The following is a 13,746-nucleotide window of genomic DNA, read 5'->3' as shown; positions in this document are numbered from 1 at the left end:
GAGGAGATCAGTCCCATTGAGGACTTCTCCGGAACGATGTCCTTGTCGTTCCGCGACCACCGGTTCGAGCCGCCCAAGTACTCGGTGGACGAGTGCAAAGACAAGGACATGACCTTCTCCGCCCCGATGTTCGTCACGGCGGAGTTCATCAATAACACCACCGGTGAGATCAAGAGCCAGACGGTGTTCATGGGCGACTTCCCGCTCATGACCTCCAAGGGCACCTTCGTCATCAACGGCACCGAGCGAGTCGTGGTCTCGCAGCTGGTCCGTTCGCCCGGCGTCTATTTCGACCGCACCCCGGACAAGACCTCCGACAAGGATCTCTACGGCTGCAAGGTGATCCCGTCGCGGGGCGCGTGGCTGGAGTTCGAGATCGACAAGCGCGACAGCGTCGGTGTCCGCATCGACCGCAAGCGCAAGCAGCCCATCACGGTCCTGCTGAAGGCCCTGGGCTGGACCAGCGATCAGATCCTCGAGCGTTTCGGCCGGTACGAGTCGATGCGCGCCACCCTGGAGAAGGACCACACCTCCGGCCAGGACGACGCGCTGCTGGACATCTACCGCAAGCTGCGCCCGGGCGAGCCCCCGACGAAGGAGTCGGCCCAGGCGCTGCTGGAGAACCTGTACTTCAACCCCAAGCGTTACGACCTCGCCAAGGTCGGCCGGTACAAGATCAACAAGAAGCTCGGCGTCGACGCCGCCATCGAGCAGGGCACGCTGACCGAAGAGGACATCGTCACCGCGATCGAGTACATCGTCCGGCTGCACGCGGGCGAGAATTCCATGCCGGGCGACGTGATCGTCGAGGTCGACGACATCGACCACTTCGGCAACCGGCGTATGCGCAGCGTGGGCGAGCTGATCCAGAACCAGGTCCGCCTGGGTCTCGCCCGCATGGAGCGCGTGGTCCGCGAGCGGATGACCACGCAGGACGTCGAGGCGATCACGCCGCAGACCCTGATCAACATCCGCCCGGTCGTGGCGTCGATCAAGGAGTTCTTCGGCACCTCCCAGCTGTCGACGTTCATGGACCAGACCAACCCGCTGGCCAGCCTGACGCACAAGCGGCGCATGTCCGCGCTCGGCCCCGGCGGTCTGTCGCGTGAGCGCGCCGGCATGGAGGTGCGCGACGTGCACCCGTCCCACTACGGCCGCATGTGCCCGATCGAGACGCCGGAAGGCCCGAACATCGGCCTCATCGGCTACCTCGCCTGCTACGCGCGGGTGAACTCGTTCGGGTTCGTCCAGACGCCGTACCGCAAGGTCGTCGACGGCCGGGTCACCGAGGAGATCGACTATCTGACCGCCGACGAGGAGGACAGGCACGTCATCGCGCAGGCCAACACGCCGCTGCGCGCCGACGGCACCTTCGCGGAGTCGCGCGTGCTGGTCCGCACCAAGGGCGGCGAGACCGAGCTGGCCCGGGCCGGGGAGGTCGACTACATCGACGTGTCGCCGCGCCAGATGGTGTCGGTGGCCACCGCGATGATCCCGTTCCTGGAGCACGACGACGCCAACCGCGCGCTGATGGGCGCGAACATGCAGCGCCAGTCGGTGCCGCTGATGCGGGCCGAGGCGCCGCTGGTCGGCACGGGCATGGAGTACCGCGCCGCGACGGACGCCGGTGAGGTGATCACCGCCGAGAAGGCGGGCGTCGTCGAGGAGGTCTCGGCCGACTACGTCACCGTGATGAACGACGACGGCACGCGCACGACCTACCGCGTGGCGAAGTACAAGCGCTCCAACCAGGGCACCTGCTTCAACCAGAAGCCCATCGTGGACGAGGGCGACCGGATCGAACACGGCCAGGTCATCGCCGACGGCCCGTCCACCGACAACGGCGAGATGGCGCTGGGCAAGAACCTGCTCGTGGCGTTCATGCCGTGGGAGGGCCACAACTACGAGGACGCGATCATCCTGTCCCAGCGCGTCGTGCAGGAGGACATGCTGTCCTCGATCCACATCGAGGAGCACGAGGTCGACGCGCGCGACACCAAGCTGGGGCCGGAGGAGATCACCCGGGACATCCCGAACGTGTCGGAGGAGGTGCTGGCCGACCTGGACGAGCGGGGCATCATCCGCATCGGGGCCGAGGTCGTGCCGGGCGACATCCTGGTGGGCAAGGTCACGCCCAAGGGTGAGACCGAGCTGACCCCCGAGGAGCGGCTGCTGCGCGCGATCTTCGGTGAGAAGGCGCGTGAGGTGCGTGACACCTCGCTGAAGGTGCCGCACGGTGAGATGGGCAAGGTCATCGGTGTGCGGGTGTTCAGCCGTGAGGACGGCGACGAGCTTCCTCCGGGCGTGAACGAGCTGGTGCGGGTGTACGTGGCCCAGAAGCGTAAGATCACCGATGGTGACAAGCTGGCCGGCCGGCACGGCAACAAGGGCGTCATCTCCAAGATCCTGCCGGTGGAGGACATGCCGTTCCTGGAGGACGGCACGCCGGTGGACATCATCCTCAACCCGCTCGGCGTGCCGGGCCGTATGAACGTCGGCCAGGTGCTGGAGACCCACCTGGGGTGGATCGCCGCCCGCGGGTGGGACATCACCGGCGTCGAGGAGGCCTGGGCCGAGCGGCTGCGCGACAAGGGCTTCGGCCAGGTCGATGCGCGCACCAACGTCGCCACCCCGGTGTTCGACGGCGCCCGCGAGGAGGAGATCATCGGCCTCTTCTCCAACACCGTCCCCAACCGGGACGGCGAGCGGATGGTCCAGCCGAGCGGCAAGGCCAAGCTGTTCGACGGCCGCACCGGCGAGCCGTTCCCGCACCCGATCTCCGTCGGGTACATGTACATCCTGAAGCTCAACCACCTGGTGGACGACAAGGTCCACGCGCGGTCGACCGGTCCCTACTCCATGATCACCCAGCAGCCGCTCGGCGGTAAGGCCCAGTTCGGTGGCCAGCGCTTCGGTGAGATGGAGGTGTGGGCGCTGGAGGCCTACGGAGCGGCGTACGCCCTCCAGGAGCTGCTGACCATCAAGTCCGACGACGTCCTCGGCCGGGTGAAGGTCTACGAGGCGATCGTCAAGGGCGAGAACATCCCCGAGCCGGGTATCCCTGAGTCCTTCAAGGTCCTGATCAAGGAAATGCAGTCGCTGTGCCTCAACGTGGAGGTCCTGTCCAGCGACGGCATGTCCATCGAGATGCGCGACACCGACGAGGACGTCTTCCGCGCGGCGGAGGAGCTCGGCATCGACCTGTCCCGCCGCCCGAACGAGGGCGCGATGACCATCGACGAGGTCTGACCCGCCGTGCCGGAGGCGCGGCCATAGGCCGTTGGGGGCGCGGGGTGGCGTACAGCCGCCCCGCACCTCCTCATATCGCGTGCTCGTTACCGGGTGCCGGTCACGGGAGTTCGAAACGTTCCAGAGCCCCGTTGGAACCGCGCCTACCTATCCTCGGGCCCTGGTCCGCGAGCGCGACCCGAACCTGGCGATCTTCTGCGAAGCCCGGCCGGTTCGTGCACCCGGCGACCGTAAGGCCTCACCGGTGGGACGGCTTAAATATTTGACTCGGAATCGACGGTGGTATAGCCCTCCCGCCACTGGTCCTCGTCTACCTGGTAGTCTGCGTACCAGAAGCAGTCGGGCTCATCCTTGAATCCAGGGAGTAGCCTTGCCGATGCGATCCTTTGCTCAGCCTTCTCAGGAGTTGAATAAACTCCTAGAAGTTTGACATCATCGCCTTCTTCCTCCGAGGCCCAGAATTCGTCGCTCTCGAAGTGTCGAACGTTTCCGCTATCATCCTGGGCCATGTGGTGAACATGCCACAAAATATAAACCTTCATGTGGCGTCCCCTTCAATTTATATGTTCCTTGAGCCGCCTCGACTCACGCGATTTCCAGATCGTGCCCTACGCGTCATGGTCGGCGGTCGGCCTCCAGGAATCCTTCACGATCGCCGAGCTGCGCGGAGCTCCGCACAGCGTGTACGTCGAAAGTGCCCCACGCGGGCTCACGATCGGAGCCCTCCTCGCCATCCGCACGCTGGCTTCCGGCCCCGGATAGGTGAGCGTGCCGGGGCTCGGCCTCCGCCTGTCTGTGACCACCCGGTCCCATATATGGCCATTTTTCACAGTTTGCAAGATCTTGTCAGGATTTCCATGGAGTGTTACCACTGTCGCAGCAGATGGGACGTAGCCAACGGCGGCGTCGTCCCCATTTCAGGAGGCAAGTGTGTCGTCTCTCCCCCCGTTACGCACCATCATCGTCACAGCCGCCGCAGCCTCGCTCGCCCTTTCCCTCGCCGGGGCCGCGCAGGGCGAAGAGCGCAGTGACCAGCGCCATGAACAGCGGAAGGTCTCCGTGGTCCACGGCGATGACCACGGCAAACCGGATAAGGACAACAGGACCGGCCGGGTGGCGCCCCCGCTCTCGGCCAGGAAGTCCACCAAGGCCACCGTCCGGTGGAACAACCTCGGCACCCCCGCTATCGTCACCTCGGCAGAGCCGCTCGCCGAAGGGCTCGCCGCCGATCCCGCCCAGGCCGCCCGCGACTACCTGAAGGCCAACACGGGCCTCTTCGGCCTGGAAGCGGAAGCCGTCGACGCGCTGGAGACGGTCGCGGTCAACCCGATCGGCACGGGGCACGCGGTGCTCCTGCGCCAGACGTTCGGCGGCCTGCCCTCCGGCTACGACGGCCTGGTGTCGATCGGCGTGAGCCAGGGCAAGGTCGTGTACGCCTCCTCGACGCTGTCACGGGCCACGGAGGCACCTCCGGCCGCAGCCATCACCGAGCAGCGGGCGTTGGAGATCGCCGCCCGCGACGGCGAGATCGACCTCGCCGCCGCCTCGACGAAGCGGGTGGAGGAGGTGGCGGTCCCCGCGGCCGACGGCGTGCATCGCGCCTTCCAGGTCACGCTGATCGAGCAGGGGCACGAGGACGAGCCCGCGGCCTACACCACCTACGTCGACGCCGTCAGCGGCGAGGTCCTGGTCCGGGAGAACCTGGTCGACCACTTCGACCCGGACACCCCGGCGTGGTCGGCGTTCCCGGCCAATCCCCCCGCGGACTACTCCTCCAGGGACACCCGCGAGACCTGGTGCGCCACCCCCGGGTGGCGGTGCGATCTCGTCGCCGGCGACGCGGCCACCGGAAGGGCCTGGGACGTCGATCACGACACGAACACGCCGACGAACACCAGCCTCGGCAACGCGGCGCGCACGTTCGAGAACCGCGCCAGCGGTTCCTCCAACTCGGTCGGCACGCGCAGCAACGTGGTCACCCCGAGCCGGAAGTACGACTTCCCGTGGCAGAACCAGTGGTTCAAGGCCAAGTGCGACCCGGCCGCGTTCGACGCGCCCGGCGAGGCCGACCTCGAGGCGGCCATCTCCAACCTGCACGCGATGCACAACCGCATGCACGACTGGTCGTACCGTCTCGGCTTCACCGAGAAGGCCTGGAACATGCAGGTGAGCAACGGTGACCGTGGCGGGCTCGGCGGCGACCCGGAGCGAGGCAACGCCCAGGCGGGCGCCCGGGTCCTGTCGATCCGGAACAATGCCAACCAGATCACCCCGGCGGACGGCATCGCCCCGATCACCAACATGTACCTGTGGCAGCCGCAGGCCGGCGCGTTCTACCCGCCGTGCGTCGACGGTGACTACGACATGTCGGTCATCGGGCACGAGTACACCCACGCCATCTCCAACCGCATGGTCGCCGGGCCGAACGCCGGGCTCAGCGGGGCCCAGGCCGGCGCGATGGGTGAGAGCATCTCCGACCTGTTCTCCATGGAGTACCTGTTCGAGAACGGCTACCGGCCGCGTGGCGACACCCCGTACGTGACCGGCGGCTACGTCACCGGCGACTCCGAGCGGGGCATTCGCAACTACGACATGTCGAAGTCGCCGCTGAACTACAGCGACATCGCCTACGACCTGGTCGGCCAGCAGGTGCACGCCGACGGCGAGATCTGGTCGGCGACCCAGTTCGACGTCCGCGACGCCTTCATCGACAGGTACGGCAAGGGCTCGTCCAAGGACCAGCGGGCCTGCGCGGAGGGCCAGAAGCCGATCGAGAAGTGCCCCGGCAACCGGCGGTGGATCCAGTTGCACTTCGACGCCTTCCTGCTGACGAGCGCCGGCAACCTCAGCATGGTGGACATGAGGGACGCGATGCTCGCGGCGGACCGGATCCGCTTCGGCGGTGCGAACCAGGACATCATGTGGAAGGCGTTCGCCGAGCACGGCCTCGGCGCGGGAGCGTCCAGCAACGCCACCGCCGACCCGGACCCCACGCCCAGCTTCGCCTCCCCGAACGGCGGCAACGCCACGGTGACCCTGCAGCCTCGCGGCGAGGCCGCCGGTGCGCCGGTCCGCCTCTACGTGGGTGACTACGAGGGCCGTGTCGTCCCGGTGGCGGACACCGATCCCGCCACCGAGCTCGGCGCGACCTTCGAGATCGTGCCCGGCGAGTACTCGTTCGTCGCGGTGGCCCCCGGGTTCGGGCACAAGAGGTTCGAGTTCAAGGTGAAGAAGGACCGGCCGACCGACCTCCCCGTGGAGATGTCCCGCAACCACGCCTCCGCGGCGGCGGGCGCGGTCGCGACCGGCGACGGGGTCAACCAGGACAAGCTGATCGACGAGACCGAGTCCACGAACTGGGCGTCCCTCACCGCTCCCGTCGCCGGCCGCTCGGTCATGGTCGACCTGGCGGGCACCGACGCCGTCAAGATCCGCAGGGTTCAGGTCAGCGCCATGCTCCGGCCCGCGATCAACGACGCCGCCGACGCCGGTTCGCAGAACCGGTTCTCCGCGCTCCGTGCCTTCGAGGTTCTGGCGTGTGACGCGACCTCCGGGGCCGACTGCGCGAACCCGGCGAACTACAACAAGATCTACACCAGCCGTAAGGACGCCTTCGCCACCAGCCTCCCGCGCCCGCGCGGCGGCGACCTGATCATCAAGTCGTTCGACGTCCCGAAGACCCTCGCCACCCATCTGATCCTGCGCACGGTGTCCAGCCAGTGCACCGGTAACCCGCTGTACCTGGGCGAGCAGGACGACGACCCCAACTCCAGCACCGACTGCGCCACCGCCAGCCCGTTCGCCGGCCAGATCCGCGCCGCCGAATTCCAGGCCTTCTCCCACTGACCCACCGACCCACTCACGCAAGAAGGGCGGCCCAGCCACCTGGGCCGCCCTACGCGTCCGCGCCACCCGCCGTCATATGTCCTCCTGACACGCCGCCGAGCAGTTACCCTCTCGCACCTGCCGGTAGCTACCGCGCGAGCAGCGGGAGCGCCGGGAAGGTGTGGTCCTGCCACAGCAGCCGCGAGGTCTCTTCCGGGTAGGCGGTGACCATCGACGGCGTGTCGAAGAGCTGTGCGAGGCGGTGGTCGGCGTCGTACGCAGGCCAGCCCGGGTCGCCGTGAGCGGCGAACGCCGTCCACGCCCTGCGGATCTGTGCGGACAGCTCCTCCGCCGCCGGGGAGGGCGGGTCGCCGATCAGCATGGCGGGCTGTCCGCTGCTCAGGTTGCCGAAGACGAGCGGCACGTCCAGGCCGTGGCAGGCGCCGAGGCCACCGCCCAATCCCGGGGCGGACCAGGTCAGTTCGTAGAGGTGGGCCTGGCCGCCGCCGGTGATCTGCGCGTCGGCGAGATGAAGACTCGGCATGCGGAACAGCCAGTCCGCGTTGACCAGTTCGTACAGCTCCTCATCGGCCGCGGCCGGGAATGCCTCCCGGTACCGGCGTGCGCCGTCCGGGCCGGGGGCGAGCAGGCGCAGAGCGGTCTCGGTCTGCTCGTGCGTGACCTGGCCGAGCACGCCGTCGATCAGGCTGAACAACCGGTGCTCGTCACGAGTGTGCCCGACGAGAAGTCCGACGTCCCGGGCGGCGCCGTCAGCCAGCGCCTGCCACGGGGTCACCGGCAGGACGTCACCGTCGACAACCGGTGCGAACGGGATCGGCCGGTGAGTGATCCGCCCCCAGCGCTCCCGCCATTGGACCGTCTTGGCGTAGATCGCGTCGCCCGCGGCGGGCAGCCGGGCCGGGTCCACCGCCGACAGGCCGGACACCGTGGGCCGTACCCCCAGCTCGGCGGCGAAGGCGGCGGCGATGTCGGCGGCCAACTCGATAGAGAAGAACGTCCCCGGCACGCTCTGCGCGACCGCCCGACGGAAGAGCCCGGCGGCGCGCGGCATGGCGAGCAGCGCTGCGACCGATCCGCCGCCCGCCGACTGCCCGAAGACCGTGACCCGGTCCGGGTCGCCGCCGAACACCCGGATGTTGTCCCGCACCCACTGCAAGGCCGCGACCTGGTCGAGCAGTCCCCGGTTGGCCGGGGCTCCGTCGATCTGCGCGAAACCCTCGATACCGAGGCGGTAGTTGAGGGTCACGACCACGGCTCCGCTCCCGGCCAGGTGCCCGGCGTCGTATTCCGGGAGGCTGGAGTTGCCGATGGCGTAAGCGCCGCCAGGGATCCACACCATCACCGGGAGCCCTGCCGCCGGATCCGGTTCCGGTGTCCAGACGTTGATCGTCAACCAGTCGTCGCCGGCGATGTCCTGGGACACCCCGAGCACGCCGGCCTGCGGAGGCGGCGGGCCGTACGCGACGGCCGGGCGCACACCGTCCCAGCTACGCACCGGCTGCGGCGCGGCGAACCGGAGGGCGCCGACCGGCGGCTCGGCGAACGGGATGCCGCGGAAGACTGCCAGGCCCGCCTCCCTGCCGCCGCGCAGGACGCCGGCCGCCGTGCGGACTTCCGGCTCGGACTCGGACGGCTTACTCGACGCGGTGACGGCCACTTCGCGGTCTCCTCTCCGTTCCTGTGCGGCCGAGCATCCCAGCGCGCGCCATCGGCGGGCAAACCATTTAGGGCGCAGCCCACATGACCCTGAAACCTCCATCTAGTTGATCTTGGGCGCTTCCCGGAAACGACCCCCCGCGCACCGATGTCCTCCCTCGGGGGACCAGCCGGCCCCCGAAATCCGTCCCGGATTCTCCCGGGGAGCGCGACCTGCCCCGCTCTGCTGGACGCGTTCGCGCCTCACCCCGGCCTGATCACCGGCCCGGCCGATCCTCGCCGAGCCGGGCTACGAGGGCGCAGGTCACCTGCGTTCGTCCGCAGCTTTCACATCACCCTGCATACCGCTCTACGGGACCCCGGTGCGGCACTGCACGCCGGGAAAGGTCTTCGGGAGGAGGTGTACCCGACGCCTGAGCGGCGGGCCAGTCTGCACACCAACATGGCGGTGGCGTGGTGGATGCAAGGCGACCCGAGACAGACCGCCGACGCGTTGCTGTCCGCCTACAGGCAGGCACCCAGCGAGGTACAGGGCCGGCCGACGATGCGGAAGATCGCCGATGACCTCGTGGTTTCCCATCCGCGAGTACCCGCCGTACGAGAACTCGCCAAGGCCCTGCATCGAGCCTCGTAGCGCAGCCCCTTGTCCCCTTCTGGGACGTCGCCATTGCCCGCAGCACGCCCGCCGTCCTGGGCCCCAGAACCGGCTCCGTCCTAGGCGACGGTTGTACTTACTTGAACGCTCCGCGACGGACGGCCTGCTTGATGTCGCCGAACTTCGCGGCCGTCGCCGGAGTCCAGTCCTTCGGCTCTTCGCACGCGCGGAGAGCGTCTTCTATCTCGTCGAGCTTCGCCGCGGACAGGGCACCCGCGCGCTCGATCACGTCGTCCCTGGTCACCATGGTCACCCACGTGCACGGGGTGAAGCCCGGATGTGGGAAGGCCATGCGCAGTACGCCCTCGAACGGCAGCACGACCTCGGCCCCCACCGCCACTTCGATGCCCAGGCCTGTGATGTCGACCCCCGCCGCCGGGACGATCTGCATCGCCCGAAAGCCGCGAACCTCGTCCCCCGACAAAAGCACGACCGGCCGCCGCTCCCCGAAATCCGCCCACCACACATCGCCACGTCGCATATGTCCTCCTGACACACCACCGGGGGTAGATCAGCCAGCCGTCCTGGATTCCGAGCGAACTAATCCCCTCGGACACGCTTTCCGTATGTGAGCCATGGACGGCTGCGTCTCGCCCATGACCCCTTGTCGAGATCGCTGGATGAAATCTGGGTCACGCCACTGCCGAGCGGCGCGTATCGGGTCGAGACTCCACGAGACCTCTCATCAGCCGCCGAATACGAGACGATCAGCGATGCCGTGAATGCCACGGACAACTCTATTCGGTGAAATCCGGGGACAACGAATCGCACCTAGCACATCAGCCGTAGATCGTGATCTTGGCGGGTGGCGACTTTCCGTAATCATCATCGCCGACTACCTGAGAGGTGGGCCAGCAGCATGTCCAGCGGTCGCGGCACGTGGTCGAGATCGAGTGCCGCGACGAGCGGGCCGGCGTAGCGGATCTTGCGGCCACTGCCTGATCCCATGAACCGGCGCAACTGGTCGTGAGGGGTGCCCCCGCGCCATGCGCGTTGCTTCTGCAGCGTGCGAAACGAGCCGAGATCGCCCTCGGCATCGACTACGCGCTCAACCGTGGCGGTGCCGAGGGCGCGGATCAGTTCGTCTTCCAGGTCAGCCACGCACACGAAGAATCCGAGCGCCTCCAGATCGCTCCGGCGGAGTTCGGATCCAAGGCCGGCGCGCTCCAGCCCCCTCCGGAAGGCGCCTTCCTCCCCGGCGTCGCACAGACCGGCCAGTCGGAGATTGCGACCCGAAGGGCCGAACCTGCCGATATACGTCCCGATGTTCGTGGCACCGCCCATCGCCACGAGGCAGATGCCTTCGGCCGCCAGGTTCCGGCCACGGCGCTCGGCCAACGCTTCTATGGCCGACTTGTCGCTTGCTCCCTCGACCAGGACCACGGTCTGCGTCTCGCTCACGAGCCCAGAGTCGCACCGAACCCGGAGAGGTTCATCCCCTTTTACGCGCTGGAAGCTCATCAGCCGCAGATCACGATCTCCGATTGCCGTACCCGTTTGGGGGCGAGGGGGGCGGAGCCCCCTGGGGAATACAGCCCTGAGCGGAGCGAAGACCTTTGAGCGAAGGTCATGCAAGGAGAGTCGATCAGCCGTTGGTCAGGGGGCCCAGGCGGTTGAGGCGGAGGGCCAGCTGGAGTTCGAGGACTCGGTCGGGGGACTGCCAGTCGTCGCCCAGCAGGCGGGCTATGCGGTCCAGGCGTTGGGTGACGGTGTTGACGTGGATGTGGAGGCGTTCGGCGGTGCGGGACAGGCTGGCGCCAGTGCCGAAGTAGGTCTCCAGGGTCTGGATCAGGGACGTGCCGCGGCGCCGGTCGTAGGCGAGGACGGGGCCGAGGACGGACTCCAGGAAGCCGCCGACGTCGCGGTCGCGGCCGATGAGCAGGCCGACGAAGCCGAGTTCCTCGCTGCTCGCCCCGTCCCCGGCGCGGCCGAGGGCCAGCAGGGCGTCGGCGCAGCGCCGCGCCTCGTGGTAGGCGCCGGCGATGGCGGCGGGTCCCTGGACGGGCCCGGCGGCGCCGGCGGTGACGGGCGTCCCGAGGGACGCGCCGAGTTCCTTGGCGACGCGCTGCGCGGCCGGGCCGGGCGCGAGGCCGGGCAGCAGGAACACGGTCTCCTCGCCCCGGGCGGCCACGAGCCCGTGCCGGGAGGCGGCGTCGGAGGACGCCCAGAAGGCGGTGCGGCGGCTGGAGGAGGAGTCCTCGGCCCGGTGCCGGGCGACGACCAGGACGTGCGGCGCGTGCAGGTCCACGCCGAGCAGCCGGGCCCGCTCGTGCAGGGCGTCGGAGTGCACGGCGCGGCCGGTGAGCAGGTCGTCCAGCAGTTCGCCGCGCACCCGGCCCTCGGCCGCGGCGGCGGTGCGGCGGAACAGCAGGAGCAGGGCGGTGACCAGCGCGGCCCGTTCGAGGATGCGCTGGTCCATGGCGGACACCTCTTCGGGGGTGCGCAGGACGAGCGTGCCGAGGATCTCGGCGCCGGAGGCGATGGAGGTGACCCACAGGTCGCCGCTGCGGACGCTCCTGCCGAGGCCGCGCGAGGCGGCGGCGGCGCCGGCGACGCCCGCCTCGTCCAGGTCGCCGACCGTTCCGACGGCGGCCAGGCGGCGCCCGTCGGCGTCCAGGACGATGAGCGCGCCGCCGAGGATGTCGGTGACGACGGCGGCGACGTCCTCAACCCCTCCCCCGCGCACGACCAGGCCGGTCATGCGGTCGTGAGCCTGCGCGGCCCGTTCGACGGCGACGCTGCGCGCCTGGACGAGCTGGTTGGCGGCGCCGAGTTCGGCGAGGGCGGTGCGGGTCTCCTCCAGCAGGCGGGCGTTGTCGAGGGCGATGGCGGCGTGGGCGGCCAGGGAGGCGAGCAGCGTCACCTCCTCCTGGGCGAAGGGGCGGGCGCTGCGGTTGGCGGCGAACAGCACGCCGATGATCTGCGTGCCGAGCCGCATGGGCACGCCGAGGATGGCGACCAGCGCCTCCTCGCGGACGGCGAGGTCGATGTGGTCGCGGTGCCGGAACCGCTCGTCGGCGAAGTAGTCGGGGCTGGCGTACGGGGTGCCGGTCTGGGCGACCAGGCCGCCGAGCCCGGCGCCCATGGGGAGCCGCAGCGCGCGGAACGCGGCCGAGACCGAGCCGTCGGTGACGCGCATGTAGGTGTCGCCGTGGTCGGGGTCGTGCAGGGTCATGTACGAGATGTCGGCCTGGAGCAGCCGCCGGGCGCGCCGGACGATGGCTTCGAGCACGGCGCCGACGTCGCGCAGGCCGGCGAGGTCGCCGGCGGTGTCGAACAGGGCCGACAGCTCGGCCTCGCGGCGGGCTCGGCGTTCCAGCAGGGCGCGGACGCGCAGGGCGGCGAGTTTGGCGCGCTCCAGTTCGGCGAGGACCTCGGGGGCGGCACCGGAGGCGCGCGCCTCGACCAAGGGGGCCTCGAACTCGACGGGAGGGGCCTCCCGGGCGAGGAGTTCGAGAAAGACGGTGCAGCTCATGGGGTTCATTGTCCCCTTGATCGGCATGTGTTCCCCCGATACGCCGGCCACCGGCCTCAGTGTGACGTCCAGCCGCCGTCGATGGCGAAGGAGGCGCCGGTGATCATCGAGGCCTGGGGCGAGCAGAGGTAGGCGACGGTCTCGGCGACCTCGTCCGGCTCGATCAGCCGCCGGATCGCCGCCGGGGCGAGCATGATCCGCTCGACGACCTCGTCCGGGTCCATGTCGTGCACGCGGGCCTGGTCGGCGATCTGCTCCTCGACCAGCGGCGTGCGCACATAGGCGGGGTTCACGCAGTTGGAGGTGACGCCGTGCTCGGCCCCCTCCAGCGCGATCACCTTGGACAGCCCCTCCAGCGCGTGCTTGGCGGTGACGTAGGCGACCTTGTACGGCGAGGCGCGCAGCCCGTGCACCGACGAGATGTTGATCACGCGTCCCCAGCCCCGCTCGTACATGCCGGGCAGTGCCCGCCGTGCCAGCCGGAACGGCGCCTCGACCATGATCTTCATTATCGCGGCGAAGACGTCGGGGGGGAACTCGACGATCGGGGCGACGTGCTGGAACCCGGCGTTGTTGACCAGGATGTCGACGCCGCCGAAGTCGAGCGCCTCGACCGCGTCCATGTCGGTCAGGTCGGCGGCGACGGCCGTCCCGCCGATCTCCCCCGCCGCCTCGCGGGCCGGGCCCTCCCGCACGTCCAGGATCACGACCTGGGCCCCCGCGAGCGCCAGCCGCCGGGCGCAGGCCCGGCCGATGCCGCTCGCGCCGCCCGTCACCAAGGCGCGCCGGCCGGTCAGATCCACCACGGCGGCGTTCCCGGCGGTCACGCTCGTTGAAACCACAGCATTACTCCTAGCAGCACGGA

The 13,746-nt window shown here is 69.3% G+C and carries 10 protein-coding genes; 4 read left to right on the top strand and 6 right to left on the bottom strand.

Features of this window, described 5'->3' with window-relative positions:
• Positions 1 to 3,249: DNA-directed RNA polymerase subunit beta (rpoB, locus tag AB0H21_RS12840; RefSeq protein ID WP_358515390.1), on the top strand; the 3,249-nt coding region annotated here is incomplete at its 5' end.
• A gap of 254 nt (positions 3,250 to 3,503) precedes the next feature.
• Here the strand turns inward: rpoB and AB0H21_RS12835 are convergent.
• Complete coding sequence (locus AB0H21_RS12835; RefSeq protein ID WP_358515387.1) at positions 3,504 to 3,791, bottom strand: hypothetical protein; 288 nt, start codon at positions 3,789 to 3,791, stop codon at positions 3,504 to 3,506.
• Here AB0H21_RS12835 and AB0H21_RS12830 point away from each other — a divergent pair.
• Together AB0H21_RS12830 and AB0H21_RS12825 are read left to right on the top strand one after the other, a co-directional pair.
• Positions 3,790 to 4,011, top strand: coding sequence for a Scr1 family TA system antitoxin-like transcriptional regulator (locus AB0H21_RS12830; protein ID WP_358515384.1), 222 nt, complete (start codon positions 3,790 to 3,792; stop codon positions 4,009 to 4,011). The two genes, AB0H21_RS12835 and AB0H21_RS12830, sit on opposite strands and share 2 nt — an antisense overlap.
• A gap of 168 nt (positions 4,012 to 4,179) precedes the next feature.
• Complete coding sequence (locus AB0H21_RS12825) at positions 4,180 to 7,095, top strand: M36 family metallopeptidase (protein WP_358515382.1); 2,916 nt, start codon at positions 4,180 to 4,182, stop codon at positions 7,093 to 7,095.
• Positions 7,096 to 7,222: 127 nt separating this feature from the next.
• On the opposite strand, the gene AB0H21_RS12820 is transcribed toward AB0H21_RS12825, so the two are convergent.
• Positions 7,223 to 8,752 carry a carboxylesterase family protein gene (locus AB0H21_RS12820; RefSeq protein WP_358515379.1) on the bottom strand — a complete coding sequence of 510 codons (1,530 nt, stop codon included), beginning with the start codon at positions 8,750 to 8,752 and terminating at the stop codon, positions 7,223 to 7,225.
• A gap of 399 nt (positions 8,753 to 9,151) precedes the next feature.
• On the opposite strand from AB0H21_RS12820, the gene AB0H21_RS12815 reads away from it, so the two are divergent.
• Positions 9,152 to 9,385 (top strand): hypothetical protein, encoded by a 234-nt coding sequence (locus AB0H21_RS12815; RefSeq protein ID WP_358515376.1) that lies wholly within the window; start codon positions 9,152 to 9,154, stop codon positions 9,383 to 9,385.
• Between the two features lie 97 nt (positions 9,386 to 9,482).
• Here the strand turns inward: AB0H21_RS12815 and AB0H21_RS12810 are convergent, their stop codons facing one another.
• The 4 genes from AB0H21_RS12810 to AB0H21_RS12795 form a co-directional block, all read right to left on the bottom strand.
• Entirely contained in the window at positions 9,483 to 9,887 is a 405-nt protein-coding gene (locus tag AB0H21_RS12810) for a type II toxin-antitoxin system PemK/MazF family toxin (protein WP_358515374.1), read from the bottom strand.
• Between the two features lie 344 nt (positions 9,888 to 10,231).
• Complete coding sequence (locus AB0H21_RS12805; protein WP_358515371.1) at positions 10,232 to 10,807, bottom strand: TOPRIM nucleotidyl transferase/hydrolase domain-containing protein; 576 nt, start codon at positions 10,805 to 10,807, stop codon at positions 10,232 to 10,234.
• A 184-nt stretch (positions 10,808 to 10,991) separates the two neighbouring features.
• On the bottom strand, positions 10,992 to 12,881 hold the full coding sequence (locus AB0H21_RS12800; protein ID WP_358515368.1) for a helix-turn-helix domain-containing protein: 1,890 nt from the start codon (positions 12,879 to 12,881) through the stop codon (positions 10,992 to 10,994).
• 56 nt (positions 12,882 to 12,937) lie between these two features.
• The gene (locus AB0H21_RS12795) at positions 12,938 to 13,723 is read right to left on the bottom strand and encodes a 3-hydroxybutyrate dehydrogenase (RefSeq protein ID WP_358515365.1); all 786 of its coding nucleotides are present in this window, start codon (positions 13,721 to 13,723) and stop codon (positions 12,938 to 12,940) included.
• Positions 13,724 to 13,746: the final 23 nt, after the last annotated feature.

It is taken from the genome of Sphaerisporangium sp. NPDC051011 (assembly GCF_040653595.1).
Taxonomy (GTDB): domain Bacteria; phylum Actinomycetota; class Actinomycetes; order Streptosporangiales; family Streptosporangiaceae; genus Sphaerisporangium.
This window is presented reverse-complemented; position numbering and strand designations above follow the sequence as displayed.

Coding starts and splice junctions, on each gene's coding strand:
- AB0H21_RS12810 (WP_358515374.1), bottom strand. CDS start 9,887: ATGCGACGTGGCGATGTGTGGTGGGCGGATTTCGGGGAGCGGCGGCCG.
- AB0H21_RS12835 (WP_358515387.1), bottom strand. CDS start 3,791: ATGAAGGTTTATATTTTGTGGCATGTTCACCACATGGCCCAGGATGAT.
- AB0H21_RS12830 (WP_358515384.1), top strand. CDS start 3,790: ATGTGGCGTCCCCTTCAATTTATATGTTCCTTGAGCCGCCTCGACTCA.
- AB0H21_RS12800 (WP_358515368.1), bottom strand. CDS start 12,881: ATGAGCTGCACCGTCTTTCTCGAACTCCTCGCCCGGGAGGCCCCTCCC.